We start from the raw sequence: 24886 nt of genomic DNA, 5'->3' as shown, positions 1-24886 counted from the left end.
ACTCCCGCAAACCCGCAAGATCACCACGCTCAACGCCCACGGTCCTCGCAACTCCCACAGATCATGGGTGTTGCGAGGACCGTTAGAACCCAAGGACAGTAATCCCGAGCGAGGGCCTGACCAACGAGGAAGAGACCACTTCCCGATGGATAACCCGCAGAATATCGCGCCCTCGCGCGTCTCTTCAGGCACCCGGTCCAGCGCCCGGTCCGGTGGTGTCCTCCACGTCAACGTGCGCCACACCAGTCACTTCACGGTCGTGGGCAACCACCTCGCCCAGCACCAGGAACTCTCACTGGTCGCGATCGGGCTCGCCGTACACATCCAGTCGCTGCCCGACGGGGCCAAGATCGGCATCAAGTTCCTGGTCGAGCGCTTCCCGGAGAGCGAGTACCGCATCGCCGAGGCCTTGCGCGAACTCGAAGCCAAGGGCTACCTCAAGCGCACCCGCGAGCGTCTGGCCAGCGGCCGCGTGATCACGAGCTCGACGTCGTACAACCAGCCGTGCGAAGTGGCGGCGGACCCGCCGCCCGTTCCTGTGCCTGTTCCTGTTCCGGCGGCGGCCCCGGCGGCGGCCTCGGTTGAGGCTGCGGCTCCGGTCCTGGTTGCCGCACCGGCTCCCGCGCTCGCTCCCGTACCCGCCCCCCGGCGGCAGGAACCCACCCCGGATCCGGACCTGCACCGACGCGCGTCGGCCATCCTGCTCGGACTGCGGCGCGAGGCTCCCGTACTCGTCCTCTCCGAGAACGACATCCGCAGCCTCGCGCCCGCCGTAGCGGCCTGGCTGGAACGCGACGCCGCCCCCGCCTCGATCACCCTGGCCCTGACGACGGACCTGCCCGTGCCCTTGAAGTACCCGGCCAAGCTGCTGGCGCACCGGCTGAGCGCACTGCTCCCGGCCGCCGTCCCGCCCGCACCGTTCACCCCGCCCCCGGTGCCGCTCCAGAACTGCGACGACTGCGACCGCGCGTTCAGAGCCCCCGAGCCCGGCCGGTGCGGCGAGTGCATCGCGGAGTTGCCCGTCAGCGCGTAGCCAGGCCCCTCAGCTGCTTTCGTCCCCGTACAGGAGCGCGAGCAACTGCCTTACATTCGCTGCCACTTGCACCCACCCGATGTCGTTCATGTACAGCACACGCGGGTCGGTGCTCGACTCCCGGTAGTCGAGCATGACCGGCATGTCCGGGCCGAGGTCCGCGATCGAGAGCGACCGTTCCGGGACGATCCCCTCGTTCCTCTCGTCGGCCGGGTCCCCCAGCCAGACGGGGTCCGTCTCGGTGTGCCAGTCACGGTTCTCCCGTACGAGCACGCTCTCGCTGTAGAAGCACGGCTGCACGGGCTCGTCATCGAAGATCCGGCGCAGGACCTCCGCAGCGGGCGGCACCCACTTTCCCGCCCTGATGAGTCCGGCCAGCTCGGGAGGGACGGGGAGGCCGCCGACGACGAACGCCTCACCGTCGGCCCGTACCCCGTCGCCACTTCCGTTCGTGCTCACTTCTTCTCTTCCACTTTCAGTCCGGTGATGTCCGCCAGCTCCTCGATGATCTCCTTCTTGTACTTCTCCGGCACAGTGGTGCGGCCCCCGAAGTGCGCCAGGTTGAGGCCGGAGATGAAGGTCACCTCCAGGTTGCCGTCCGGCAGCTTGATGGCCGCGAAGCCCACGGTGTCATCGGCGCTGCCGAAGTCCTCCCGGTTGATCTTGGCGTGTCCGCCGCGACGGTTGACCAGGGCCCCTTCGGCGTCACCGCTCAGCCTTCCCCTCATCTTGCCGCCCGGCTGCCAGACGCCGGTGAACCCTTCGCCCGGATTCAGATCGTCGATCGAGGCGCGGTTCTGCTCCTTGCTCTGGTCGTCGCCGAACTTCTTATTGGGTGGCGGAGTGTCGTCGCAATCGTCGTCAGCCGCGTTCCGGATACCGCCGCCTGCCTCGGCGGACACGCGCAGGACGCCACCCCGCTCGGCCTCGCGGCCGGGAACCGCGACCACCGGGCACTTGTCGTCGTCGTCCGGGTCGTCGGAGTCGTCCGAGTCGTCGGAGGAGCAGTCGTCCGAGGGCTCGGGCTCCGGGTCGTCCGGGATCGGCGGGGGCGGCGGGTCCGTGAGCCCGATCGCGACGGAGACCCTTCTCTCCACCTCCTGATAGCTGTCGACACCGGGGAGAGTGAACCCGGACACCGTCGCCATCACGTCCAGCGGAGAACGGCCCCTCGATCCGGCTGCGAGGCTGCCGCTGGTGAAGGCCCGGTGCGGAGCGGCGGCCGAGGCGAGCGTGTAGCGCCCGTTGCCAGGGGCGACGGTGGTCAGGCCGCTGCGGTAGGCGGCGTTGTCGTCCCGGCAGTCGTCATCGTCGTCGTCATCGTCGTCGCTGTCGTCGTCACAGAGCGAGATGAGACGGGGTCCTGCCCCACCGATGCTCCTTCCCCCACCGATACTCGCTGCGCCACCGGCGCTCGCTGGGCCACCGGTGTCCTTCGAACCACCGGACGACGATCCGCCGTCGTCGCAGTCGTCTTCATCGCCACCGGAGTCGCCGCCGGTGGAGTCGCCGCCAGTGGAGTTGGTCCCGCCGGACTTCCCACCGCTGTCGCTGCCACCGGACGAACCGCTGCTGCCGGACGAACCGCCACTGCTGCTGCCGCCGGACGAACCGCCGCCGATCAGACCGCCAGTGATGAGCCCACCGCTGATCAGGCCGCCACTGATCAGACCGCCGATGGAGTTCCCTCCGGAGACACCCCCACCGGAGTCACCACCGCTGCCGCTGTCTCCGCCACCGGAGTCGCTGCCACCGGAGTGGCTTCCCCCGCTGCTGGAATCACTACCGCCGAAATCACCACCACCGCTGTCCCCACCGCTGGAGTCGCTTCCCCCGGAGTCGCTGCCACCGCTGCCGGAATCATCACCACCGGAGTCGCTTCCCCCGCTGCTGGAGTCACTACCGCCGGAATCACTACCGCCGCTTTCCCCACCACTGGAGTCGCTTCCACCACTGCTGGAGTCGCCGCCACCGGAGTCACCACCAGTGGAGTCACTACCGCCGGAGTCGTTGCCACCGGAGTCGTTGCCACCGGTCTTCCCACCACTGCTGCCGCCGGACACACCACCGCCGCTGTCCCCATCACCGGAGCTGCTGCTGCCGCCGTCGCTTCCTCCACCGCTGTCACCAACGGAGCTGCTGCCACCGGTCTGACTTCCGTTGTCCCCGCCGGAATGGCCGCCGCTGGCACCACCGCTGGAGCTGGAGTCGTCTCCCCCGGAGCTGTCCCCACCGGAATTGCTGCCGCTGCTGCCGTCGGAGTTGTCGCCACCGGACTCCCCACCACTGCTACCGCCGGAGACGCCGCCGCTGACCCCACCACCGGAGTCGTCTCCACCGTCACTGCCGGTTCCACTTCCGCCGGCGCTGGCGCCACCCGAGGCACCACCGCCGTCGTCACCCGAGCTCCCGCCCGCCGAGCCACCGCTACTGCTGCCACCGCTGGCGCCACCACTGCCACCGCCGGAGGCGGTACCGCCCTGCCCGCCGTCATCCCCGGCAACCGTGTCGCCGGAGCAGTCCTCCCCGACGAGGCTGCACACCGCTTCCTGGATGCGGCCCGTGATCTGGGCCCCCGTGCCGCTGAGCAGGAGCGTGCCGATGATGACGGCGACCAGGGTGATCAGGCCGAGGTACTCGACCGACGTCTGGCCACGGTTCCGGCGCCACGTGATCAGGTGCGGGATCGACGGGAACGCCTCCCGGCGGAACCGTTCGCGCGTCCATCGCGGCCGCACCGCCCGCTGCTGCTGCGGCAGTTCGAACCAGGACCGGCTGGCACCCACACCGGACAGGGCCAGCAGCGCACCCGGCAGCAGCAGCTGGCTGAGCCCGCGCGTCGAGCCCTCGTACAGGTTGACGATGCCGCCGGCCAGCAACCAGACCTGGAGAGCGATCAGCCCGATCCGGACCGCTTTGCCGCCGGTCCACACGAGCCGCGCCAGAACGACGGCGGCGATACCCGGCAGGACCGCGTACAGCGCCATCAGGGAGAGCATCGGGGTGATGTGACTGCCCAGTTCCAGCAGCGAGTTGAGCACATCGACGCCGCCCAGCAGCGTGAGGCCGAACATCAGATACAGGAGCACCCGCGTCACGGCGAGCGACCGGGGAAGCTCCCCGCGAAGCACCAGGCCTTGTGAGTCCGACAACGGGCAAACCCTTCACCGACTGCTGAAGACGTCCGGCCTCCCGATCCAGCCGTGACGCGTATGCGTCACGTTAGGTACGCGGAGGCCCAGCCCGAAGGGTCCACGGGCCCATGGTCAGGCCCAAAACACGCGTCGAGGGCCTTGCCACGGCACACGCTGTGCCGTGACAAGGCCCTCGGCGCCCGGAGTGAAGGCGTCGTCAGCTGCCTTGCAGAGCCGTCCTGAGCGCTTCGATCGCGAGGTGGCGGGCGACGTTGGCCGCCCGGGTGTCGCGCAGGCTGTCGAGCAGCAGGAAGTCGTGCACCATTCCGGCGACCCGGACGGCGGTGACGTCGACTCCGGCCTCGCGGAGCTTGGCCGCGTACTTCTCGCCCTCGTCACGCAGGACGTCCGCCTCGTCGGTGATGACCAGCGTGGTGGGCAGGCCCTTGAGGTCGTCCAGGGAGGCCCGGAGGGGGGACGCGTGCGGTTCGCGCCGCTTGGCCTCATCGGTGGTGTAAGCGTCCCAGAACCACTTCATGCCGTCGCGGGTGAGGTAGTAGCCGTCGGCGAACTGGTGGTAGGACGGGGTGTCGAAGTCGGCGTCGGCCACCGGGTAGAGCAGCACCTGGGCCTTGAGGTCGAGGCCGCCGCGCTCCTTGTTCATCAGCGCGAAGACGGTCGCCATGCAGCCGCCGACCGACTCGCCGGTCACCGCCACGCGGGAGGTGTCCAGGCCGTGCTCCGCACCGTGTTCCAGCACCCACTTGCCGACGGCGTAGTTCTGCTCGACCTGCGTGGGGTACTGCGCCTCTGGGGCCCGGTCGTAGACGGGGAAGACACCTGCGGCGCCCGCTCCGACGGCCAGTTCCCTGAACAGCCGGTCATGCGTCTTCTCGTCCCCGAAGACCCAGCCGGCGCCGTGGATGTAGAACACCACGGGCAGGGGGCCGGAGGCGCCCTTGGGCTTGATGATCCGGGTGCGCACGGTGCCCCACTCACCGGCGTCGACGTCGACCCACTCCTCGTCGACGTCCGGGCGCGGCACGCTGGTGTCGCTCTGCAGACCGGCGAGGATCTCACGGCCCTTCTCCGGCGGGACTTCGTAGATCCGCGGATGCGGGTCCGTGGCTTCCGCGAGCTCGCGGGCAGCGGGCTCCAGGTAGGGAGTGATCGGCGGGGGAAGATCAGTCATCATCGCTCCGGCGTTCCGTGGCCCCGGATGGGCCGAGGGACAGGGGAATGGCGCGGCGTCCGCTCAGGCGCGACAGGACGGCCGGGCCACTTCTCAGAATCCGGCGTCCGGTTCCTCCCGCAACCGGGCCCGCCCCGGCGGCCCTGCCGGATGCCGCACGCTGTCGCATGATGCCGCCACCGCCCACGCCGACTGGCCCGGCGACATTCACCCGCCCACAAGACGCCATTCGAGTGAATCCGGACGGTCAGCGACTTGCCGGAGTCACTGCGGCTCCCGGCGGCCGGGCCCGTGCAGAATCTGGCAGGTGGGCTTCGCGGACCCAGGAGCCCGGGAACCCGTGGTGCGGGAAGGCCGGGCGGTCGGTGTGATCCATTTCGTTCTGCTCATCGTCTGCGCGGTGGCGATCTACCTCTCGTGCGAGTGGTTCGTCAACGCGGTGGAGTGGCTGGGGCAGCGCCTCGACGTCGGGAAGATGGCGGTCGGGACGATCCTGGCCGCGTTCGGCACCGCACTGCCGGAGTCGGTCGTCACGCTGGTCGCGGTCACCACGGGCGCCGACGAGGAGGCCAAGAACATCGGCGTGGGCGCGGCGATGGGCGGCCCGCTCGCGCTGTCCACCATCGCCTACGGCGTGACCGGCGCGATGCTGTTCCTCAAGCGGCGCAGGGAACGCGGCCCCGCCCCGGCAGGCCGGGACGGGGTACGGGCCCCGCTCGGGAACGAGAAGGACATGAGGCGGCTGGCCAAGGACCAGACCTGGTTCCTGCCGATCTTCGTGGTCAAGGTCGCCCTCGGCCTGGTGGCGTTCGCCTTCAAACCGGTCCTCGGCGTGCTGTTCTTCGCCGCGTACGCCGTCTACTTCTGGCGCGAGATCCGCAGCGGCGACGACGGCGAGGAGGACGAGGAGCTGGAGCCGCTGAAGCTCCGCCCCCGGTCCGCCGTCCCGGAGACCTGGGCCGTCGTGGTCCAGACCCTCGCCACCCTCGCCGTCATCTTCTTCGCGTCCCAGCTGTTCGTGAGGCAGCTCGACGCGATCGGCCCGATGCTCGGGCTCTCCTCCGCCGTCACCGCGCTGCTCCTGTCGCCGGTCGCGACGGAGCTGCCCGAGGTCATGAACGCGATCATCTGGGTCCGGCAGGGCAAGACCCAGCTGGCGCTTGCGAACATCTCCGGCGCCATGATGATCCAGGCGACCGTCCCCAGCGGCCTCGGCCTGCTGTTCACCAGCTGGGAGTTCGACGGCGCCCTGCTCTGGTCCGGACTGATCACCATGGCCGCGATCGTCTACCTGCTGCTGACGATGCGCGCCCACCGGCTCACCCCCGGGCGGCTGGCCGTGACGGCGCTCTTCTACGCCGTCTTCGGGCTGGGGCTCATCCCGATCCTGGCCTGACCCGCTCCGACAGCCGCCGTCAGACGGTCTTCACGCGGTCTTGAGCTGGGTGAAGCGGAGACGGTTGCCGAACGGGTCGCGCAGGCCGCAGTCGATTCCGTAGTCGCGCTCTGTGGGCTCCTCCGTGAACTCGACGCCCTTGGCCAGCAGCGCCTCGTACGTCTTGCGGCAGTCGTCCGTGGTGAGGATGAGCCAGCCACCCATGGCGCCCTTGGTCACCAGCTCGCGTACCTGCTCCGCGGTTTCCTCGGACATCGCTGGAGCGCCCGGCCGCTCCAGCAGGATCTGGCGCTCAGGGTGGCCGGGGACGCTGACGGCGAGCCAGCGCATGAAGCCCATGTCGACATCGGCGGCGACCTCCAGACCGAGCTTGCCGACGTAGAAGTCGAGGGCCTGGTCCTGGTCGAGGACGTAGATCTGTGAGTGCGTGATCGCGTTGAACATGTGCTCAACGCTACGGGCGCCGGGCCCGGAAAACTTATCCGGAACTGCTCAGTCGCGGGGCCTCGTCCAGGCCATCGTGAAGCACGTGGGTACGCCCGTCGGCACGGATTCCTTGCGGTACGCCCTCGGTGAGCGGCCGACGATCCCACTGAACGTACGGCTGAAAGTGCCGGTACTGCCGAAGCCGACCTCGAAGCAGATGTCCGTCACGCTGCGCCGGGTCTCCCGCAGCAGGAACATCGCGCGCTCCACCCGGCGACGCTGGAGGTAGCGGTGCGGCGTCTCACCGAACGTGTCCCGGAAGGTGCGCGAGAAGTGCGCCGGGGAGACGTGCGCGATACGGGCCAGGGCGGGTACGTCCAGCGGCTGCGCGTAGGACCGGTCCATCGCGTCCCGGGCCCGGAGCATCCGGCGGTTCGACTCCTCTGCGGCGCGGCTCACCCCGCCATCACACCACGCCCGGCCCCGCTCAGCCGCGGGCGCGGTCCGGGGACCGCAGCCACCCGGCGCCGCGGGCCGTCTCCGTGGCGGTGCGGAGCAGTTGCGCGACGACCGGGCGTGCGGTCCGGCCCCTCGTCAGCAGGTGCAGCTCGATCGCCGCTCCTGGGGCCAACGGCCGCCAGACCAGGCCGGCCGGCAGACCCGCCGCGACCGACCGGCCGACCACCGAGACCGCCTCGCCCCGGACCACCGGGGTGTGGCCGGCGTCGAACGACAACGGGCGCAGCATCAGCGTCGGGCTGACGCCCGCACGGGAGAGGAGCGCGGTGATCGCGTCGTAGTGGCCCGGGTTGGCCTCGCGCGGGTGGATGAGAAGCGTCTCGGCCGCCAGTTCGGCGGTGTCGACGGCGGGGGCGGACGCGAGCCGGTGGTCCGCCGCCATCAGGACGCCCTGCGGCTCCAGCCGCAGGAGGGTGCGGACGAGTTCCGGGGTGGGCGGCGGGCAGCGCACCAGGCCCGCGTCCAGCGTGCCGTCGGCGACCCCGGCCAGGATCTCGGCGGTGGACAGCAGGCGCGTGGTGGCCGTGAGACCCGGCAGTCGTTCGGCCAGCGCGGAGAGGAGTGCGGGAGCCGTCTCGTAACTCGTACTCATGCTGTACCCGAGGGCCAGCGTGCCGTGCTCGCCCCCGGCGAACCCGCGCACGTCGCGCCAGAGCCGGTCGGCGTCCTCGCAGAGCGCGGCGCCCCGTTCGGACAACACCCTTCCCGCTTCTGTGGGTTCGACGGAATGGGTGTTCCGGTCGAGGAGCCGGACACCCAGCTCCTTCTCCAGTTCGCGTATCTGCCTGCTCAACGCCGGCTGGGCGATGTGCAGCCGCTCGGCGGCACGGGTGAAGTTACGTTCCTCGGCCACGGCCAGGAAGTAGCGAAGGCGCCGGAGATCTGACATGCGGACCAGCATACGAGCGGCTCTGAGCTGCGGTGATGCCGAACTGTTCTGAGCTGATCGGAGACAGGTCTTTCCCTCCGGGCACGGCCTCTTCATAGCCTTCAGGGGTCGGAGCAACACCGTTGAGAAACCACAGGAAAGGCCATAAGAAACCATGAGCGACACCGTGAAGACCCAGCCCACTCCCAAGGCCCTCGTCCTCGACTACATGGACGCGCTCGCCGGAGGCGACCTGGACCGGCTGCGCGCCTTCTTCGACCCCGAGGCCACCTGGACGCTCGCCGGTGACCTGCCCCTGTCGGGCACCTGGACCGGGCCGGACGAGATCTTCGGCTCGTTCGTGGCCCGGATGGTGGAGCGACTGGTGCCGGAATCCATGGAGTTCGAGTTCGTCGGGGTGATCGCGGAGGGCGAGCGCGTCCTGGCGGAGTGGAAGACCCGGGCACAGAGCCGAGCGGGTGGGCGCTACGACCAGCACTGCCTGGCCGTGTTCACCGTGCGGGACGGCCGGATCGCCACCGTCCGCGAGCACTTCGACACGCTCCACGCCCACACCGTCGTCTTCGCCTGACCCCGCTCCACTCCTACTCCTTCATCTACCCGTTCATTTACCCCTTCATTTCCCGTCATTCCACGATGAGTTGGAGACATCCGATGCGAGCCATGCTTCCCGACGCCGGTGGATCGGTCCTGACCGGCGAGGCTCCCGAACCCGAACCCGCCGCCGACGAGGTGCTGATAGCGGTCGAGGCGTACTCCGTGAACCGGGGCGAGACGTTCCAGCTCGACGGCCGGCTCGACCGGCGCCGGCCCGGCTGGCGCCCCGGCAAGGACGTGGCCGGCACGGTCGTACGTCCCGCCGCCGACGGCACCGGCCCGGCGGCCGGAACCCGGGTGGTCGCCCATCCGCCCGCGTCCGGCTGGGCCGAGCGCGTCGCCGTCCCGGTGCACAGCGTCTCCGAACTCCCCGACAGCATCGACGCGGTGACGGCCGCCGCGCTGCCGCTGGCAGGAATCACCGCGCTCCGGCTGCTCCGGGCGGCCGGTCCGGTCGCGGGCCGGCGGCTGCTGATCACCGGGGCGAGCGGGGGCGTCGGCCACTACGTCACCGAGCTGGCGGCATCCTCCGGCGCGGCCGTGACAGCGGTCAGCTCGACGCCGGAGCGCGGCGCCCGGCTGCTGGAGCTGGGCGCGGCCGATGTCGTGACGTCACCGGCGGACGCCGGGGGCCCGTACGACGTCGTGCTGGAATCGGTGGGCGGCGCCTCGCTCCCCGCCGCCCTGGCCCGGCTCGCCCCGGGCGGTCTGCTGGTCTGGTTCGGCCAGGCGAGCCGCACCCCGGTCACGCTGGACTTCTTCGACTTCTTCAAGGGCCCGGCCCAGGCCCGTATCGCCCACTTCGACTACACCCTCGCCGATACGACGTACGCCGCCGAACTCGCCACCCTGGTACGCCTGGTCGCCGGCGGCCGCCTCCACCCGGAGATCGGCACGGTCCGCGACTGGTCCCGCACCGCAGAGGTCATCGAGGACATCCGGGGGCGGCGGGTGCGGGGGAACGCGGTGCTGACGGTCGGGTGAGAACAGACGCGGATATCCCTGAACGGACCCCTGGACCTACTCCCGAGCGGGCTCTCGCGCGTACAGGAACTCCGCCGCCGTCGCGGCGATGACCCCCGTCACGACCGCGAGCGCCGGAACGTCCAGCTTCCAGTGCTGCCAGTACAGGGGCACGTCCAGCCGCCGCCCAGGGGCCAGGTCCACGAGGGCGCCCGACCGGAGCAGCGGGTCCGCCTGCGTCTCCGGGACCAGGCCCCAGCCGAGACCGGCGGCCACCGCCTCGCAGAACCCCTCCGAGGTGGGCACGTGGTGACGCATCCGGCCGGCGCCGGGGGCGCTGGGCGACAGGGACCGGACGAAGCGGTCCTGCAGTTCGTCCCGGCGGTCGAAGACGATCACCGGAGCCTCGGACAGCGAGCGCTCAAGAGGCGCCGTTCCCAGGTGGCGTTCCACGAACCGGGGGCTCGCCACCGGCAGATACCGGGCCAGCCCGAGCGGGCGCACGACGCAGCCGGCGACGGGCTCCGCCGACGACGTCACCGCCGCCATCACCTGACCCTCGCGCAACAGCGTCGCGGTGTGCGTCTCGTCCTCGCGGTGCAGCTCGAAGCAGACCGGCACGTCCTGCGGCACCCGGGTCAGCGCGGTGAGGAACCAGGTGGCCAGGGAGTCCGCGTTCACCGCTATGGGCAGCCGCGCCGGGCCGGAAGCGTCCGCGATGCCCAGCTCCAGGTGCGCTTCCCGCTCCAGGGCGGCCAGTTGGCGCGCGTACCGCACCACCACCCGGCCGGACTCCGTCAGCCTGACCGGCTTCGTGCGCATCAGCAGCACGCGGCCGGTGCGCTGCTCCAGCGCCTTGACCCGCTGGCTGACCGCGGACGGCGTCACATGCAGAACCGCGGCGGCGGCATCGAAGGTGCCCTCGGCAACGACGGCGAGCAGCGTGCGCATGTGGTCGGACGGAAGCTCGATCATCACAATCGCTAATCTTACTTAAGAAACTTTAGCTGTACTGATGATCCCGCGCTCCCTAGCGTCGACGGCGTGAACAGCGACATCCTCCCGGTGGCCATCGCCGGATTCAGCACGGGCCTCTCCCTCATCGTCGCCATCGGCGCACAGAACGCCTTCGTCCTGCGCCAGGGCGTGCGCAGGCAGGCCGTGCTCGCGGTGGTGGGCATCTGCGCCGCGTCCGACGCCGCCCTCATCGCCCTGGGAGTGGCCGGGCTGGGAACGGTGGTGGCCGCCTGGCCCGCCGCGCTGACCGCCGTCGGCCTGGCCGGTGGCGGCTACCTGCTCTGTTACGGCGCCCTGGCCGCCCGCCGCGCCCTGCGACCCGCCGCCGGGCAGGCGCTGGCGACGGAGGGCGCCTCGACGGGCTCCATCCGTACGGCGGTGCTCACCTGCCTGGCTCTGACCTGGCTCAACCCGCACGTGTACCTCGACACCGTGCTGCTGCTCGGCTCGGTCGCCGCCGAACGCGGCCCGCTGCGCTGGGCCTTCGGCCTCGGAGCGATCCTGGCCAGCCTGGTCTGGTTCGCCGGCCTCGCCTACGGTGCCCGGCTGCTCAGCGGCGTCCTGAACCGCCCCACCGCCTGGCGGGTCCTGGACGCGCTCGTCGCGGCCACGATGCTCACGATGGGCGCCATGCTGCTGGCCCGCTCGGCCTGACGCACCCGGCACACGGATTTCCGTGGCACGGCTGCCTCAGGCCGCCGGCCGCCCCCTTCCCGTACCGTCCTCCGGCTGGTGGCGATCGTGCGGGGTGAAGACGGAGGCCGATGTGTCGCCGTCCAGGTCGATGGTCAGCGCAGCGTCGAGGGCCTTGGCCAGGCGGGTGAGCAGAGGCAGGGTCGGTACGGAATCCCCGCTCTCGATGTGAGAGATCTGAGACTGGGTCATCTCCGCGTTCCTCGCCAGCTCCGCCTGCGAGATGCCAAGGACAGCGCGTCGGTCGTAGACGGCCTGTCCCAGCGCGAACGCGTAGCCGGCTTCCACGTAGGCGAGGGACTCTTCTGCCGTCTCCCCCAGGAGCTTCCTGGTCCGGCGAGTCTTCCACTGCGCGTGGTTCACGAGCTCTCCTCCGTCCTGTCGTAGTCGTGCCGAGCAGGACCGTGGTCCGACTCGCACACCTTCTGAGCGAGCTGCGCCCGCTCGATCTCGGCGGCCTCACGCTGCTTGGTCTTCGGGAACACGGCGAGCAGCACGATGCGTCGTGCGGGCGCGAGCCAGTACGTGATGCGTACGGCGTTGCCGTCCATGCTGAAGCGCAGCTCCCGCACCTTGCCACCGAGGTGGCGGGCGTACGGCTCTGAGAGCGTGGTCGGCCGGGCCGCCAGCATGTCAGCGGCACGTTCGACTTTGTCGCCGCAACGCGACTCCGGGCCCCACGTGACCGACCCCACCCCCCGCCCCGTTCGAACTCCTGTCGAACTCCCGCGACAATGAACCCGTGATCACTTCGCCGACACGGAGCACGAACCGACGCGCCGAGCATGCCTCGACGCCGTACGTCGACCTCTCCCGAGCGGAGTGGAGCGCGCTGCGCGACAAGACTCCGCTGCCGCTGACCGCCGAGGAGGTGGAACGGCTGCGCGGGCTCGGGGACGTCATCGACCTGGACGAGGTACGGGACGTCTACCTGCCGCTCTCCCGGCTCCTCAACCTCTACGTGCAGGCCACGTCCGGGCTGCGCGGCGCGCTGAACACCTTCCTCGGGGACGCGGGCAACGGGCAGGGGGCGCAGCGCGGCACCCCGTTCGTCATAGGCGTCGCGGGCAGCGTCGCGGTGGGCAAGTCCACCAGCGCCCGTCTCCTCCAGGCGCTGCTGGCCCGCTGGCCGGAGCACCCCCGGGTGGAGCGGGTGACCACCGACGGGTTCCTGCTGCCGATGAAGGAGCTCCACGCGCGCGGGCTGATGTCGCGCAAGGGGTTCCCGGAGTCCTACGACCGGCGCGCCCTGACCCGCTTCGTCGCGGACATCAAGGCGGGCAAGGACGAGGTGACCGCCCCCGTCTACTCGCACCTGATCTACGACATCGTGCCCGGTGAGCGGCTCACCGTCCGGCGCCCCGACATCCTCATCGTGGAGGGGCTGAACGTGCTCCAGCCCGCCCTCCCCGGCAAGGACGGCCGCACCAGGGTCGGGCTGGCGGACTACTTCGACTTCAGCGTGTACGTGGACGCCCGGCCCGAGGACGTCGAGACCTGGTACCTCAACCGCTTCCGCAAGCTGCGCGAGACGGCGTTCCAGGACCCGTCCTCGTACTTCCGCAAGTACACGCAGGTCTCCGAGGCGGAGGCGCTGGAGTACGCGGCGACGATGTGGCGGACCATCAACAAGCCGAATCTGGTGGAGAACGTCGCGCCGACCCGGGGCCGTGCCACCCTGGTGCTCCGCAAGGGACCCGACCACAAGGTCCAGCGGCTGTCCCTGCGCAAGCTCTGAGCCGCAGGACCCATCCCCGGAGGAGAACCGTTGCTGCATCTGCGTCTGATCGTGCCCACCGGCCGCACGGACGAGGTGACGGACCTGCTGGAGCGGACCGTCGGCACCGCCCATCTTGTCGTCCTGCCGGGCGTGGCCCGCGACCCGGTGGGCGACGTCGTGCTGTGCGACGTGGCGCGGGAGGCGGGCGACGAGCTGATCGGGGCACTGCGGACGCTCGGCGTCGACGAGTACGGCTCGATCTCCGTCGAGGACATGGACCTGACGCTCTCCGCCCGCGCCGACCGGGCCGAGGCGGACGCACCGGGCGAGGGCGCGGACGCGGTGCTGTGGGAGGAGCTGACGGAGGCGACCCACGAGGAGTCGACGTTCAGCGTCACCTACGTGGCGTTCCTCGCGGTCGCGACGATGCTCGCCGCCTGCGGTGTGATGCTCGACAACGCGATCCTGATCGTGGGCGCCATGGCGGTGGGACCGGAGTTCGGTCCGCTGGCCGGGATCTCCACGGCCCTGGTGCAGCGGGCTCCCCGGCTGGTCTGGCGCTCGCTGCTGGCGCTGATCGGCGGCTTCGCCGTCGCGATGGTGCTGACGGCCGGTTTCGCCTGGCTGATGGACGTCCTCGGGCTGTTCGACATGGGGATGATCGAGGCGGACCGGCCCAACACGGCGTTCGTCTGGCAGCCCGACTGGATGTCGTTCGTGGTCGCGTTCCTCGCGGGCATCGCCGGGACGCTCTCCCTCACCTCGGCCAAGTCCGGCGCGCTGATCGGGGTCGCGATCTCGGTGACGACCGTGCCGGCCGCGGCCAACGCGGCGGTGGCGTTCAGCTACAGCGACTACGGCCAGATGACCGGCTCCGTGCGGCAGCTGCTGGCGAACCTCGGCGGGATCGTGCTGGCGGGGACGCTGACCCTGCTGGCGCAGAAGGCCCTGTGGCGGGCGGCCCGCAACCGGGGTGCGAACGTCCGGCCCCCGGCGCGGAAGCCCACAGCGACGGGCGGGAGCTGAGGCGGGGGCCGGGTACGCGGAGTCCCGCGCACCCGGCCCCCGCACCCGCCGCTTATCCCAGCGCGGACTTCACCACGTCGGCCAGCCGGCCGGCCACCGCGCGCGCCTGCTCGATGTCGGCAGCCTCGACCATGACCCGTACCAGCGGCTCCGTGCCCGACTTGCGCAGCAGCACGCGTCCGGTGGCGCCCAGCTCGCGTTCGGCCTCGGCCACGGCCACGGCCAGCTCCGGGGAGGTGGACACCCGGGACTTGTCGACGTCCGGCACGTTGATGAGGACCTGCGGCAGGCGCTCCATCACACCCGCCAGCTCGGCGAGCGTACGGCCGGTGGCGGCGACCCTGGCCGCCAGCATCAGGCCGGTCAGCGTGCCGTCGCCGGTCGTGGCGTGGTCCAGGACGATGACGTGGCCGGACTGCTCGCCGCCCAGCGCGTAGCCCTGGTCCTTCATCGACTCCAGCACATAGCGGTCGCCCACCGCGGTCTGGACGAGCTCGATGCCCTCCCGCTCCATGGCGATCTTGAAGCCGAGGTTCGACATCACGGTGCCGACCACGGTGCCCTTGCGGAGCTGCCCGGCGTCGCGCATGGCGAGGGCGAGGACCGCCAGGATCTGGTCGCCGTCGATCTCCTCGCCCGCCGCGTCCACGGCCAGGCAGCGGTCGGCGTCGCCGTCGTGCGCGATGCCGAGGTCCGCGCCGTGCTCGACGACGGCGGCGCGCAGCAGCTCCAGGTGCGTGGAGCCGCAGCCGTCGTTGATGTTCAGTCCGTCCGGCTCCGCGCCGATCGTGACGATCTCGGCCCCGGCGCGGGCAAACGCCTCCGGCGAGACACGGGCCGCGGCACCGTGCGCCTCGTCGAGTACGACCTTCAGACCGTCGAGCCGGTTGGGCAGTACGCCGATCAGGTGAGCGACGTACCGGTCGAAGCCCTCCGCATAGTCGCTGATGCGGCCCACTCCGGCGCCGGTGGGACGGGCCCACGGCTCGCCCGTGCGGTGCTGCTCGTAGACCGTCTCGATGCGGTCCTCCAGCTCGTCCGCGAGCTTGTGGCCGCCTCGGGCGAAGAACTTGATGCCGTTGTCCGGCATGGCGTTGTGGCTGGCGGAGAGCATCACGCCGATGTCGGCGCCCAGCGCACCGGTGAGGTACGCCACGGCGGGGGTCGGCAGCACACCTACGCGCAGGACGTCGACGCCCGCGCTGGCGAGGCCCGCCACCACGGCGGCCTCCAGGAACTCTCCGGATGCACGGGGATCTCTGCCGACGACGGCCGTCGGCCGGTGGCCCTCGAAGGTGCCCACCTCGCCCAGTACGTGCGCCGCAGCGACCGACAGGCCGAGCGCGAGCTCAGCCGTCAGGTCCGCATTGGCGACACCGCGCACGCCGTCCGTGCCGAAGAGTCGTCCCACTGGTGTCCTCCGAAGGTGCTCCGAAACGCAAAACAAACAGACCAGGCAGTCATGGGCGTATGAACGTCTTATGCCGTTATATGCCCGAGGCTGTCAATAAACGAACGCCCCGGCAGCACGAGGTGTGCCGCCGGGGCGAACGTGTAACGCGGATGAGCAGGCGGTTTAGCGCTTGCTGTACTGCGGGGCCTTACGGGCCTTCTTGAGACCGGCCTTCTTGCGCTCGACCGCACGGTCGTCGCGGGAGAGGAAGCCGGCCTTCTTCAGCGTGGCGCGGTTGTTGTCCTCGTCCGCCTCGTTCAGCGAACGGGCCACACCGAGGCGCAGGGCACCGGCCTGACCGGAGACACCGCCACCCGAGATGCGGGCGACGACGTCGTAGCGACCGTCGAGCTCAAGCACCTTGAAGGGCTCGTTGACTTCCTGCTGGTGCACCTTGTTGGGGAAGTAGTCCTCAAGGGTGCGACCGTTGATCTTCCACTTGCCGGTGCCCGGGATGATCCGGACGCGGGCGATGGCGTTCTTGCGACGGCCAAGGCCGGCCGCCGGCTGCGGGTCGCCGAAGCGGCCCACGAGCGACTCCGAGGTGTACTCGCCCTCGACGGGCACCTCGGACTCGAAGGTGGTCACCTCGGCGAAGGTCTCTTCGCCCTCGGTGACCTCGGTGCCCTCGACGGGCGTCTCTGCAGTGGTCTCGGCCACGATTCTCCTCAGATCTTTCTGTACGTCTTAGGGGGAGGCCGGAACTACTGCGCGACCTGGGTGATCTCGAACGGGACCGGCTGCTGGGCAGCGTGCGGGTGCTGGTCACCCGCGTAGACCTTGAGCTTCGAGATCATCTGGCGACCCAGAGTGTTCTTGGGGATCATGCCCTTGATGGCCTTCTCGACAGCCTTCTCGGGGTTCTTCGCGAGAAGCTCGTCGTAGCGCACGGAGCGCAGACCGCCCGGGAACCCGGAGTGGCGGTACGCCATCTTCTGGGTCTTCTTGTTGCCGGAGAGGTGAACCTTCTCGGCGTTGATGATGATGACGAAGTCGCCCATGTCCATGTGGGGGGCGTAGATCGCCTTGTGCTTGCCTCGGAGGAGGTTCGCAGCCGTGGTGGCCAGACGGCCCAGGACGATGTCCTCGGCGTCAATGATGTGCCACTGGCGAGTGACATCGCCGGGCTTGGGGCTGTACGTACGCACTTCGTAGCCTTCGCTTCTTCAGTGGATGGGGTCCAGACACACGGCACCTCTGAAGCGATCATGCAGCTGGGGCTGACAATGCCGGGGACGCTGCCCGTATGCGAGCCACTGGTAACTGCTCCAGAGAACCTACGTAAGGGCCCTTCGCGTGAGAACGACGAAGCCAATACGTATAACAACGCCTGAGAGTACCCGCCACGCCCCGGACGGGTCAAAACGGTGCCGGTCTCCTCGGTGCGGGGTGCTGTGGTTCGGGGTTCCGTCCTCAATCGCCGGACAGGCTTGAGTGCGGGTCCCCCGCTGGGCGCCTGCCCCGGTGGGTGGGGGTCCGGGGTCCCTCCGGGGCGTCTCCTCAAACGACGAACGTGCGGCGGGTACGCATTGCGTACCCGGGTCTGTGTTCGTCGTTCTGCGGGGACTCCCCTGCACGCCCCCGAACCCGGCCCGTCGCGCGTCTGCGGCAGCAGTTTCGCCGGTGTGCAGACGCGACTGGGCCTGGGGTGGGGACGTGCAGGGGAGTCCCCGCAGAAAATGGCGTACGACCCGAGTCCCTCACGTACCCGGGTGAACACGCCATTTTTGAGGAGACGCCCCGGAGGGGCACCACCCCACCACCCACCGGACAAGGCGCACCCTCACGAACAAGCCGCACCCGCACAAACAAGCCCGTCCGGCGATTGAGGACGGAACCCCGCACCTAACGGACCCGGGACACCCTTCGCTCGTCCCAGACCGGCTCCGCCGTCTCCCGTACGACCCCGTCGGAGCCGAAGACCAGATACCGGTCGAAGGACTTCGCGAACCAGCGGTCGTGCGTGACGGCCATCACCGTGCCGTCGTACACCTCAAGGCCGTCCTGGAGGGCCTCGGCCGACTCCAGGTCCAGGTTGTCCGTCGGCTCGTCCAGGAGCAGCGCCGTCGTACCGGCCAGTTCGAGCAGCAGGATCTGGAACCGGGCCTGCTGCCCGCCGGACAGCTTCTCGAAGGGCTGGTCCCCCTGCCGCTCCAGCTCGTACCGCCGCAGCACCGACATCGCGCCGCCCCGGTCCTTGGCCTGCTCCGTCCACAGGATCTCGACGAGCGTCTTGCCGAGCAGCTCAGGGTGGGCGTGGGTCTGCGCGAAGTGCCCGGCCACCACCCTCGCCCCGAGCTTCCACTCCCCCGTGTGCGCCACCGGCTCACCGGCCAGGAGCCGCAGGAAGTGCGACTTGCCCGAGCCGTTGGAGCCGAGGACGGCGACCCGCTCCCCGTAGAAGATCTCCAGGTCGAACGGCTTCATCAGTCCGGTCAGCTCCAGGTTCTTGCAGGTCACCGCCCGCATCCCGGTCCGGCCGCCGCGCAGCCGCATCCGGATGTCCTGCTCGCGGGGCGGCTCCGGCGGCGGGCCCGCGTCCTCGAACTTCTTGAACCGGGTCTGCATCGCGTGGTAGCGGTTCGCCATGTCGGGGCTGTTCGCCGCCTGCTGCCGCATCCGCAGGACGAGCGCCTTGAGCCGGGCGTGCTCCTCCTCCCAGCGTCGCAGCAGCTCCTCGAAGCGCGCGAACCGTTCCTTACGGGCCTGGTGGTACGTGGCGAAGCCGCCACCGTGCACCCATACGTCGCTGCCGGCCGCGCTGGGCTCCACGCTGACGATCTTCTCCGCGGCCCGGGACAGCAGCTCCCGGTCGTGGGAGACGAAGAGGACCGTCTTACGGGTCTCCTTCAGCTTCTCCTCCAGCCAGCGCTTTCCGGGGACGTCGAGGTAGTTGTCCGGCTCGTCGAGGAGCAGCACCTCGTCGGGCCCGCGCAGCAGCGCCTCCAGGACCAGCCGCTTCTGCTCACCGCCGGAGAGCGTGCGCACCTCGCGCCACTGCGCCTTCTCGTACGGGACGCCGAGCGCCGCCGTCGTGCACATGTCCCAGATGGTCTCGGCCTCGTACCCGCGCGCCTCCGCCCAGTCGCTGAGCGCCTGCGCGTACGCCATCTGCGCGGCCTCGTCGTCCACGGTGAGGATCTTCTCCTCGGCCCGGTCGACGGCCTGCGCGGCCTCCCGGATACGGGGCTGGGCGACGGAGACCAGCAGGTCGCGCACGGTGCGCTCGTCGCGTACCGAGCCCACGAACTGCTGCATCACGCCGAGCCCGCCGCTCACCGAGACCGAGCCGCCGTGCGGCTGGAGCTCACCGGCGAGCAGCCGCAGCAGCGTGGTCTTCCCGGCGCCGTTCGCCCCGACGAGGGCGACCACCGCGCCGTCCGCCACACGGAACGAAGCATCGCCGAGCAGCACCCGTCCGTCCGGTAGGTAGTACTCCAGATGGCCTGCTTCAAGATGTCCCATACACAGCATTGTCACGGCCCGCGAAGCTCTGGCCCAACCGGTTTGTGTTCCGTCTAGGATTCGCGGCATGAGCTTTGGGCAAGGGGGGCCCTCCTGGGGGCCAGGGGAGAGCGGTACTCCGGACTGGTCGGCCATGGCCGACCAGTCCGCGGCGCGGACCAGGCGCAAGAGGTGGCTGATGATCGGCGGGGGCGCGCTGGCCACCGCCGCCGTCGCGGCGATCGTGGCGACGGCGGTCATCAAGACCAACAAGGACGACACCGGCGCTTCCGGGGGGAAGAACGCGAGCCAGCTGCCGTCGGCGACGGACCTGCCGAGCCAGACGGCCGAGCCGGAGCCGTCCTTCTCCGCGGTGCAGCCGCCGCCACCGCCGGACCCGAAGGACTACATATCCGACGTGAAGAAGGACCGGGCGCCCATCAGCGCCGATGCCTTCTTCCCCGGCAAGCAGCTCAAGATGGGCGACCGCGTCTACGCCAAGGGCGCCACGAACCGGACGACGAAGTGCGCCGCCACCACCAAGGGCGCACTCGGCTCGATCCTCGTCAACAACGGCTGCGACCAGGTCATCCGGGCCACGTACAGCCGCAGTGGCGTGGCGGTGACGATCGGCCTGGCGGTCTTCGAGACCGAGGCCCAGGCCAAGAAGGCCGCCGAGCAGTCCTCCGGCTCCATCGCACCCCTGAGCGGCTCGGGCGTACCGGCCTTCTGCAACCCCGGCTCGGTCTGCCGCCGCACGGCCAACTCCTACGGCCGGTACACCTACTTCGCGGTCAGCGGCTTCACCAACGGCAAGAGCGTCACCAAGGCCGACAAGAACGCGTTCACCGTCGGGAACGACCTGACGGACTTCACATTCCGCCAGATCCGCCACCGCGGCGAGGTCCAGGCCTCTGCCGCGGCCACCGCCCCCACCACCTGACCCCGCCGCCCCGCAACGCCGCACGGGGCCGGCCGCTCAGCAGCAGCCGGCCCCCGGCAGGGTCCGCACGTTGCGGGCCTCGACAGCCCGCGCGGCCAGCAACTCATCGGCCGGGTAGGCCACTTCCTCCAGCGTCAGCCCGTGCGGCCGCACCACGTGGACCCCGGGGTCGCGTACGCGGGCAGCGAGCACCTCGGCGGGCCAGGCGGCCGGGCGCCGCCCGTCCCCCACGAACAGGGCCGCCCCGATCAGCGCCCGCACCATGTTGTGGCAGAACGCGTCGGCCTGCACCGTCGCCGTCATCACGCCCGACGCCTCGTCCCGCACCCAACTCAGCTTCTGGAGGGTGCGGATGGTCGTCGCGCCCTCGCGCTTCTTGCAGTACGCGGCGAAGTCGTGCTCGCCGGTCATCAGCGCCGCCGCCTCGTTCATCGCGTCGATGCCCAACGGCCGGTCGTGCCACAGGACATGACCCCGGATCAGCGGGTCGACCCCGCCGGGGCGGTCCGCGACCCGGTACGCGTACCTGCGCCACAGCGCCGAGAAGCGCGCGTTGAAGCCCGCCGGGGCCTCCTCGATCCGCATGATCCGCACATCGGGCGCCATCCGCCCGGCCATCCGCCGCAGCAGCTTGTCCGCGTGCTCGGCCCATACCCCGGCCGGCAGGTCCACGTGCGCGACCTGGCCGCGGGCGTGGACCCCGGCGTCGGTGCGCCCGGCCACGGTCAGGTCGTACGTCCGCGAGGAGCGGGTCACGGTGCGCAGGGCATCCTCGATCTCCCCCTGCACGGTGCGCCGGCTCGTCTGCTTCGCCCAGCCGGAGAAGTCCTTGCCGTCGTAGGCCAGGTCCAGCCGCACCCGTACGAAACCGGGCTCCACCACGTCACTCACACCAGCGGTCCTTTCAAGATCCGTACACAGCGGAACGGGCCCGCACCGCCCCGAAGGGTGATGCGAGCCCGTCCAGAGGTCTCAGAACGCTCAGGCGTCCTTGGACTCCTCGTCGGCGGCGGCCGGCTTGGCGTCCTCGACGGACTCGACCGGGGTCTCGTCCTTCTTGGCCGCGTCTTCCTTGACCGCACGCTTCGTGGCGGCCTCGGCCTCACCGGTGGCAGCCTGCGCCACGGTCAGGGCCTCGACCAGCTCGATGACGGCCATCGGGGCGTTGTCGCCACGACGGTTGCCGATCTTGGTGATACGGGTGTAACCACCGGGGCGGTTCTCGTACCGCGGGGCGATCTCGGTGAAGAGCGTGTGGACGACGCCCTTGTCCGTGATCGACTGCAGCACCAGGCGACGGTTGTGGATGTCGCCCTTCTTCGCCTTGGTGATGAAACGCTCGGCGACCGGACGCAGGCGGCGGGCCTTGGCCTCGGTCGTGGTGATGCGGCCGTGCTCGAACAGCGACTTCGCGAGGTTGTTGAGAAGAAGCTTCTCGTGCGCAGCGCTGCCGCCCAGACGGGCGCCCTTGGCGGGCTGAGGCATGGTATTTCTCCTTGTGTGCTGCACCGGCCGTATCAGGTACCGGTGTCAGTTCCCGCGCGGCGGTCGCCACACGGAAGTCTTACGAGCCTTACGGCTGCCGCCGGACATCAGCCCGAAAATCCAGCCCGTCCGGCGCTTGAGGACATCCCCACCGCCCGAGCCAAATCCAAGCCCGTCCGGCGATTGAGGACACCCCCTCGCGCCCGAGCCAAAATCAAGCCCGTCCGGCGATTGAGGACAAAGCCCTCGCCCGGTCCGGGGCACGCGTCAAGGACACGCACCCCAGCCGGAGGCGACTCAGTACTGCTCGGTCTCCACGAAACCCGCATCCGCGTCGTCGTCCGCGCCGAACGCGTCCGCCGCGGCGGTCGGGTCGAAGCCGGGAGGCGAGTCCTTCAGCGCCAGGCCCATACCGGCCAGCTTCGCCTTGACCTCGTCGATCGACTTCGCACCGAAGTTGCGGATGTCGAGCAGGTCCGCCTCGGAGCGGGCCACGAGCTCGCCCACCGAGTGGATGCCCTCGCGCTTGAGGCAGTTGTACGAGCGGACCGTGAGCTCCAGCTCCTCGATCGGCAGCGCCAGATCGGCAGCGAGCGCGGCGTCCGTCGGGGACGGGCCCATGTCGATGCCCTCGGCGTCGATGTTGAGCTCGCGCGCCAGGCCGAACAGCTCGACCAGGGTCTTACCGGCCGACGCCATGGCGTCACGGGGACGCATGGCCTGCTTGGTCTCGACGTCGACGATCAGCTTGTCGAAGTCGGTGCGCTGCTCGACACGGGTCGCCTCGACCTTGTACGTGACCTTGAGCACCGGGGAGTAGATGGAGTCGACCGGAATCCGGCCGATCTCCTGGCCCACCTGCTTGTTCTGGACGGCGGAGACGTAGCCGCGACCGCGCTCGACGGTCAGCTCCATCTCCAGCTTGCCCTTGCCGTTCAGGGTGGCCATGACGAGGTCCGGGTTGTGGACCTCGACACCGGCCGGCGGGGCGATGTCGGCAGCGGTGACCAGGCCGGGGCCCTGCTTGCGCAGGTACATCACGACCGGCTCGTCGTGCTCCGAGGAGACGACCAGCTGCTTGATGTTGAGGATGAGGTCGGTGACGTCCTCCTTGACACCCGGCACGGTGGTGAACTCGTGCAGAACGCCGTCGATCCGGATGCTGGTGACAGCGGCGCCCGGGATCGAGGAGAGGAGCGTACGACGAAGAGAGTTACCGAGCGTGTAGCCGAAACCCGGCTCCAGCGGCTCGATGACGAACCGCGAACGGAACTCGTCAACGACCTCTTCGGTCAGCGACGGACGCTGAGCGATAAGCATGTGTGAATCCTTCAGTCGTGGGCGACCACTATTTGACGCCCGACAGATGAAACAAGGATACGGGCGGCACACCCCCGTAGGGGGCATACCGCCCGTACCCACGCTACTTCACCACGGCCGTCACCGGCCGTGGCGAATCAGACGCGGCGACGCTTCGGCGGACGGCAGCCGTTGTGCGGCGTCGGGGTGACGTCCTGGATCGAACCGACCTCAAGGCCGGTGGCCTGGAGGGAGCGGATCGCGGTCTCGCGGCCGGAGCCCGGACCCTTCACGAAGACGTCGACCTTGCGCATGCCGTGCTCCTGCGCGCGGCGGGCGGCCGACTCGGCGGCCATCTGCGCGGCGAAGGGGGTGGACTTGCGCGAGCCCTTGAAGCCGACGTGGCCGGCGGAGGCCCAGGAGATCACGTTGCCCGAGGGGTCCGTGATCGAGACGATGGTGTTGTTGAACGTGCTCTTGATGTGCGCGTGGCCGTGAGCGACGTTCTTCTTTTCCTTGCGACGCACCTTCTTGGCTGCGCCCTGACGACCCTTGGGGGGCATGTCTTTACTCCAGATGGAGAGGGGAGGTGATCGGTCCTACAGCGAAGACCGCTGGATGCTGCGGATGCCCGGGGACCCGGACGTTCGCAGTGCGTCCGCTGAGGACTACTTCTTGCCCGGCTTCTTCTTACCGGCGATGGCGCGACGCGGGCCCTTGCGGGTACGCGCGTTCGTGCTGGTGCGCTGACCGTGCACCGGCAGACCACGGCGGTGACGAATGCCCTGGTAGCAGCCGATCTCGATCTTGCGGCGGATGTCGCCCTGGATCTCGCGGCGGAGGTCACCCTCGGTGCGGAGGTTGGCGTCCACGTACTCGCGGATCTTGACCAGGTCCTCTTCGGCCAGGTCACGAACGCGGGTGTTCGGGTTCACGCCGGTGGTGGCGAGGATCTCGCGGGACCGGGTGCGCCCGATACCGAAGACGTAGGTGAGGGCAACCTCCACGCGCTTTTCGCGCGGGATGTCAACACCTGAAACGCGTGCCATTCAATGGCTCCAGTTGTTATTTCGGGGGTCTTCCGCAGTGCCGCTCCCGACCGCCGACCCGCTCACTCGGAGCAGGTGGTACGCCCGGGTCTCCGGCCCCCGCCGGAGGTGTCGTCAGCCGTGGCTTGGACGGGCACTGCGTATGTACGTTTACGTGCGTCGCGCGAAGTCTGCGAGATGCAGGGGGTCGTGCGTCAGCCCTGGCGCTGCTTGTGGCGCAGGTTGTCGCAGATGACCATGACCCGACCGTGACGGCGGATCACCTTGCACTTGTCGCAGATCTTCTTGACGCTCGGCTTGACCTTCATGGGATGTCAGGTTCTCCGGGTCAGTGCCAGCACCCCGCCGCAGCGGAATGTGGGCAAGATCTACTTGTAGCGGTAGACGATCCGGCCACGCGTCAGGTCGTACGGGGAAAGCTCCACGACGACCCGGTCATCGGGAAGGATTCGGATGTAGTGCATCCGCATCTTCCCGCTGATGTGCGCGAGGACCTTGTGACCGTTCTGGAGCTCCACCCTGAACATGGCGTTCGGGAGAGACTCGATCACGGTGCCCTCAATTTCGATGGCACCTTGCTTCTTGGCCACGCTTCGCCTTTCGAATCG

At 69.7% G+C, this 24886-nt stretch carries 27 protein-coding genes and 1 pseudogene; 8 read left to right on the top strand and 20 right to left on the bottom strand.

Annotation, left to right across the window (positions count from 1 at the left end):
* The first annotated feature begins 145 nt into the window (after nucleotides 1-145).
* Complete coding sequence (locus ACZ601_RS37125; protein WP_469546167.1) at nucleotides 146-1033, top strand: helix-turn-helix domain-containing protein; 888 nt, start codon at nucleotides 146-148, stop codon at nucleotides 1031-1033.
* 9 nt (nucleotides 1034-1042) lie between these two features.
* On the opposite strand, the gene ACZ601_RS37120 is transcribed toward ACZ601_RS37125, so the two are convergent.
* The 3 genes from ACZ601_RS37120 to ACZ601_RS37110 form a co-directional block, all read right to left on the bottom strand.
* Complete coding sequence (locus ACZ601_RS37120; RefSeq protein WP_469546164.1) at nucleotides 1043-1492, bottom strand: hypothetical protein; 450 nt, start codon at nucleotides 1490-1492, stop codon at nucleotides 1043-1045.
* Nucleotides 1489-4185: a hypothetical protein gene (locus ACZ601_RS37115; protein ID WP_469546162.1), complete on the bottom strand. Its 2697-nt coding sequence runs from the start codon at nucleotides 4183-4185 to the stop codon at nucleotides 1489-1491. Before ACZ601_RS37115 ends, ACZ601_RS37120 begins: the two co-directional genes overlap by 4 nt.
* A gap of 199 nt (nucleotides 4186-4384) precedes the next feature.
* On the bottom strand, nucleotides 4385-5359 hold the full coding sequence (locus ACZ601_RS37110; protein WP_469546160.1) for an alpha/beta hydrolase: 975 nt from the start codon (nucleotides 5357-5359) through the stop codon (nucleotides 4385-4387).
* A gap of 367 nt (nucleotides 5360-5726) precedes the next feature.
* On the opposite strand from ACZ601_RS37110, the gene ACZ601_RS37105 reads away from it, so the two are divergent.
* Nucleotides 5727-6755 carry a sodium:calcium antiporter gene (locus ACZ601_RS37105; protein WP_469546157.1) on the top strand — a complete coding sequence of 343 codons (1029 nt, stop codon included), beginning with the start codon at nucleotides 5727-5729 and terminating at the stop codon, nucleotides 6753-6755.
* Nucleotides 6756-6785: 30 nt separating this feature from the next.
* Here ACZ601_RS37105 and ACZ601_RS37100 read toward each other — a convergent pair whose 3' ends face one another.
* Genes ACZ601_RS37100 through ACZ601_RS37090 form a run of 3 tightly spaced genes read right to left on the bottom strand, consistent with a single transcriptional unit; the run spans nucleotide 6786 to nucleotide 8589 of the window.
* Entirely contained in the window at nucleotides 6786-7199 is a 414-nt protein-coding gene (locus ACZ601_RS37100; RefSeq protein WP_469546155.1) for a VOC family protein, read from the bottom strand.
* Nucleotides 7200-7247: 48 nt separating this feature from the next.
* Complete coding sequence (locus ACZ601_RS37095; protein WP_469546153.1) at nucleotides 7248-7640, bottom strand: helix-turn-helix domain-containing protein; 393 nt, start codon at nucleotides 7638-7640, stop codon at nucleotides 7248-7250.
* A 28-nt stretch (nucleotides 7641-7668) separates the two neighbouring features.
* The gene (locus ACZ601_RS37090) at nucleotides 7669-8589 is read right to left on the bottom strand and encodes a LysR family transcriptional regulator (RefSeq protein ID WP_469546151.1); all 921 of its coding nucleotides are present in this window, start codon (nucleotides 8587-8589) and stop codon (nucleotides 7669-7671) included.
* Between the two features lie 154 nt (nucleotides 8590-8743).
* Here ACZ601_RS37090 and ACZ601_RS37085 point away from each other — a divergent pair, with 154 nt between their 5' ends.
* Together ACZ601_RS37085 and ACZ601_RS37080 are read left to right on the top strand one after the other, a co-directional pair.
* The gene (locus ACZ601_RS37085) at nucleotides 8744-9160 is read left to right on the top strand and encodes a nuclear transport factor 2 family protein (RefSeq protein ID WP_469546148.1); all 417 of its coding nucleotides are present in this window, start codon (nucleotides 8744-8746) and stop codon (nucleotides 9158-9160) included.
* Between the two features lie 83 nt (nucleotides 9161-9243).
* Nucleotides 9244-10170: a zinc-binding dehydrogenase gene (locus tag ACZ601_RS37080; RefSeq protein ID WP_469546145.1), complete on the top strand. Its 927-nt coding sequence runs from the start codon at nucleotides 9244-9246 to the stop codon at nucleotides 10168-10170.
* Nucleotides 10171-10206: 36 nt separating this feature from the next.
* On the opposite strand, the gene ACZ601_RS37075 is transcribed toward ACZ601_RS37080, so the two are convergent.
* Entirely contained in the window at nucleotides 10207-11124 is a 918-nt protein-coding gene (locus ACZ601_RS37075) for a LysR family transcriptional regulator ArgP (protein WP_469546143.1), read from the bottom strand.
* 69 nt (nucleotides 11125-11193) lie between these two features.
* Between ACZ601_RS37075 and ACZ601_RS37070 the strand changes: the two genes are divergently transcribed.
* Entirely contained in the window at nucleotides 11194-11820 is a 627-nt protein-coding gene (locus tag ACZ601_RS37070) for a LysE/ArgO family amino acid transporter (protein WP_469546140.1), read from the top strand.
* 36 nt (nucleotides 11821-11856) lie between these two features.
* Here ACZ601_RS37070 and ACZ601_RS37065 read toward each other — a convergent pair whose 3' ends face one another.
* The gene (locus ACZ601_RS37065) at nucleotides 11857-12222 is read right to left on the bottom strand and encodes a helix-turn-helix domain-containing protein (RefSeq protein WP_469546137.1); all 366 of its coding nucleotides are present in this window, start codon (nucleotides 12220-12222) and stop codon (nucleotides 11857-11859) included.
* Nucleotides 12219-12512, bottom strand: a pseudogene (locus ACZ601_RS37060) (type II toxin-antitoxin system RelE/ParE family toxin); the annotation flags it as partial. The gene ACZ601_RS37065 and the pseudogene ACZ601_RS37060, both read right to left, overlap by 4 nt.
* A gap of 89 nt (nucleotides 12513-12601) precedes the next feature.
* Here ACZ601_RS37060 and coaA point away from each other — a divergent pair.
* Both coaA and ACZ601_RS37050 read left to right on the top strand, forming a co-directional pair.
* Nucleotides 12602-13597: a type I pantothenate kinase gene (gene coaA / locus ACZ601_RS37055; protein ID WP_440574248.1), complete on the top strand. Its 996-nt coding sequence runs from the start codon at nucleotides 12602-12604 to the stop codon at nucleotides 13595-13597.
* Between the two features lie 30 nt (nucleotides 13598-13627).
* Complete coding sequence (locus ACZ601_RS37050; protein ID WP_469546133.1) at nucleotides 13628-14605, top strand: DUF389 domain-containing protein; 978 nt, start codon at nucleotides 13628-13630, stop codon at nucleotides 14603-14605.
* 52 nt (nucleotides 14606-14657) lie between these two features.
* On the opposite strand, the gene glmM is transcribed toward ACZ601_RS37050, so the two are convergent.
* The 4 genes from glmM to ACZ601_RS37030 form a co-directional block, all read right to left on the bottom strand.
* On the bottom strand, nucleotides 14658-16016 hold the full coding sequence (glmM, locus tag ACZ601_RS37045; protein WP_440579263.1) for a phosphoglucosamine mutase: 1359 nt from the start codon (nucleotides 16014-16016) through the stop codon (nucleotides 14658-14660).
* Between the two features lie 165 nt (nucleotides 16017-16181).
* On the bottom strand, nucleotides 16182-16718 hold the full coding sequence (rpsI, locus tag ACZ601_RS37040) for a 30S ribosomal protein S9 (protein ID WP_440579262.1): 537 nt from the start codon (nucleotides 16716-16718) through the stop codon (nucleotides 16182-16184).
* 44 nt (nucleotides 16719-16762) lie between these two features.
* Nucleotides 16763-17206, bottom strand: coding sequence for a 50S ribosomal protein L13 (rplM, locus tag ACZ601_RS37035; RefSeq protein ID WP_024490227.1), 444 nt, complete (start codon nucleotides 17204-17206; stop codon nucleotides 16763-16765).
* Nucleotides 17207-17903: 697 nt separating this feature from the next.
* Nucleotides 17904-19523 carry an ABC-F family ATP-binding cassette domain-containing protein gene (locus tag ACZ601_RS37030; RefSeq protein WP_440574753.1) on the bottom strand — a complete coding sequence of 540 codons (1620 nt, stop codon included), beginning with the start codon at nucleotides 19521-19523 and terminating at the stop codon, nucleotides 17904-17906.
* A gap of 67 nt (nucleotides 19524-19590) precedes the next feature.
* Here ACZ601_RS37030 and ACZ601_RS37025 point away from each other — a divergent pair, with 67 nt between their 5' ends.
* Nucleotides 19591-20445, top strand: a complete 855-nt coding sequence (locus tag ACZ601_RS37025) for a hypothetical protein (protein ID WP_469546127.1) — start codon at nucleotides 19591-19593, stop codon at nucleotides 20443-20445.
* Nucleotides 20446-20481: 36 nt separating this feature from the next.
* Here ACZ601_RS37025 and truA read toward each other — a convergent pair whose 3' ends face one another.
* The 7 genes from truA to infA form a co-directional block, all read right to left on the bottom strand.
* Entirely contained in the window at nucleotides 20482-21336 is an 855-nt protein-coding gene (gene truA / locus ACZ601_RS37020; protein WP_469546124.1) for a tRNA pseudouridine(38-40) synthase TruA, read from the bottom strand.
* Between the two features lie 90 nt (nucleotides 21337-21426).
* Nucleotides 21427-21930 carry a 50S ribosomal protein L17 gene (gene rplQ / locus ACZ601_RS37015; RefSeq protein WP_311303760.1) on the bottom strand — a complete coding sequence of 168 codons (504 nt, stop codon included), beginning with the start codon at nucleotides 21928-21930 and terminating at the stop codon, nucleotides 21427-21429.
* A 297-nt stretch (nucleotides 21931-22227) separates the two neighbouring features.
* Nucleotides 22228-23250: a DNA-directed RNA polymerase subunit alpha gene (locus tag ACZ601_RS37010; RefSeq protein ID WP_024491600.1), complete on the bottom strand. Its 1023-nt coding sequence runs from the start codon at nucleotides 23248-23250 to the stop codon at nucleotides 22228-22230.
* 137 nt (nucleotides 23251-23387) lie between these two features.
* Nucleotides 23388-23792 (bottom strand): 30S ribosomal protein S11, encoded by a 405-nt coding sequence (gene rpsK / locus ACZ601_RS37005; protein WP_003956432.1) that lies wholly within the window; start codon nucleotides 23790-23792, stop codon nucleotides 23388-23390.
* Between the two features lie 105 nt (nucleotides 23793-23897).
* Complete coding sequence (rpsM, locus tag ACZ601_RS37000; protein ID WP_440574750.1) at nucleotides 23898-24278, bottom strand: 30S ribosomal protein S13; 381 nt, start codon at nucleotides 24276-24278, stop codon at nucleotides 23898-23900.
* A 194-nt stretch (nucleotides 24279-24472) separates the two neighbouring features.
* On the bottom strand, nucleotides 24473-24586 hold the full coding sequence (gene rpmJ / locus ACZ601_RS36995) for a 50S ribosomal protein L36 (protein WP_003956441.1): 114 nt from the start codon (nucleotides 24584-24586) through the stop codon (nucleotides 24473-24475).
* A gap of 60 nt (nucleotides 24587-24646) precedes the next feature.
* Nucleotides 24647-24868 carry a translation initiation factor IF-1 gene (gene infA, locus ACZ601_RS36990; protein WP_014047798.1) on the bottom strand — a complete coding sequence of 74 codons (222 nt, stop codon included), beginning with the start codon at nucleotides 24866-24868 and terminating at the stop codon, nucleotides 24647-24649.
* Nucleotides 24869-24886 lie beyond the last annotated feature (18 nt).

Source organism: Streptomyces sp. NPDC104307 (assembly GCF_055584045.1).
The sequence above is the reverse complement of the archived record's forward strand: the minus strand, read 5'-3'. Positions and strand labels throughout refer to the sequence as shown.

Bases quoted from the DNA above. Each gene is read 5' to 3' on its own strand.
- ACZ601_RS37090 (WP_469546151.1), bottom strand. From the start codon at position 8,589: ATGTCAGATCTCCGGCGCCTTCGCTACTTCCTGGCCGTGGCCGAGGAA.
- ACZ601_RS37110 (WP_469546160.1), bottom strand. From the start codon at position 5,359: ATGACTGATCTTCCCCCGCCGATCACTCCCTACCTGGAGCCCGCTGCC.
- rplQ (WP_311303760.1), bottom strand. From the start codon at position 21,930: ATGCCTCAGCCCGCCAAGGGCGCCCGTCTGGGCGGCAGCGCTGCGCAC.
- rpsM (WP_440574750.1), bottom strand. From the start codon at position 24,278: ATGGCACGCGTTTCAGGTGTTGACATCCCGCGCGAAAAGCGCGTGGAG.
- ACZ601_RS37100 (WP_469546155.1), bottom strand. From the start codon at position 7,199: ATGTTCAACGCGATCACGCACTCACAGATCTACGTCCTCGACCAGGAC.
- ACZ601_RS37075 (WP_469546143.1), bottom strand. From the start codon at position 11,124: ATGATCGAGCTTCCGTCCGACCACATGCGCACGCTGCTCGCCGTCGTT.
- ACZ601_RS37125 (WP_469546167.1), top strand. From the start codon at position 146: ATGGATAACCCGCAGAATATCGCGCCCTCGCGCGTCTCTTCAGGCACC.
- ACZ601_RS37025 (WP_469546127.1), top strand. From the start codon at position 19,591: ATGAGCTTTGGGCAAGGGGGGCCCTCCTGGGGGCCAGGGGAGAGCGGT.
- ACZ601_RS37010 (WP_024491600.1), bottom strand. From the start codon at position 23,250: ATGCTTATCGCTCAGCGTCCGTCGCTGACCGAAGAGGTCGTTGACGAG.
- rpmJ (WP_003956441.1), bottom strand. From the start codon at position 24,586: ATGAAGGTCAAGCCGAGCGTCAAGAAGATCTGCGACAAGTGCAAGGTG.
- ACZ601_RS37085 (WP_469546148.1), top strand. From the start codon at position 8,744: ATGAGCGACACCGTGAAGACCCAGCCCACTCCCAAGGCCCTCGTCCTC.
- ACZ601_RS37030 (WP_440574753.1), bottom strand. From the start codon at position 19,523: ATGGGACATCTTGAAGCAGGCCATCTGGAGTACTACCTACCGGACGGA.
- rpsK (WP_003956432.1), bottom strand. From the start codon at position 23,792: ATGCCCCCCAAGGGTCGTCAGGGCGCAGCCAAGAAGGTGCGTCGCAAG.
- ACZ601_RS37080 (WP_469546145.1), top strand. From the start codon at position 9,244: ATGCGAGCCATGCTTCCCGACGCCGGTGGATCGGTCCTGACCGGCGAG.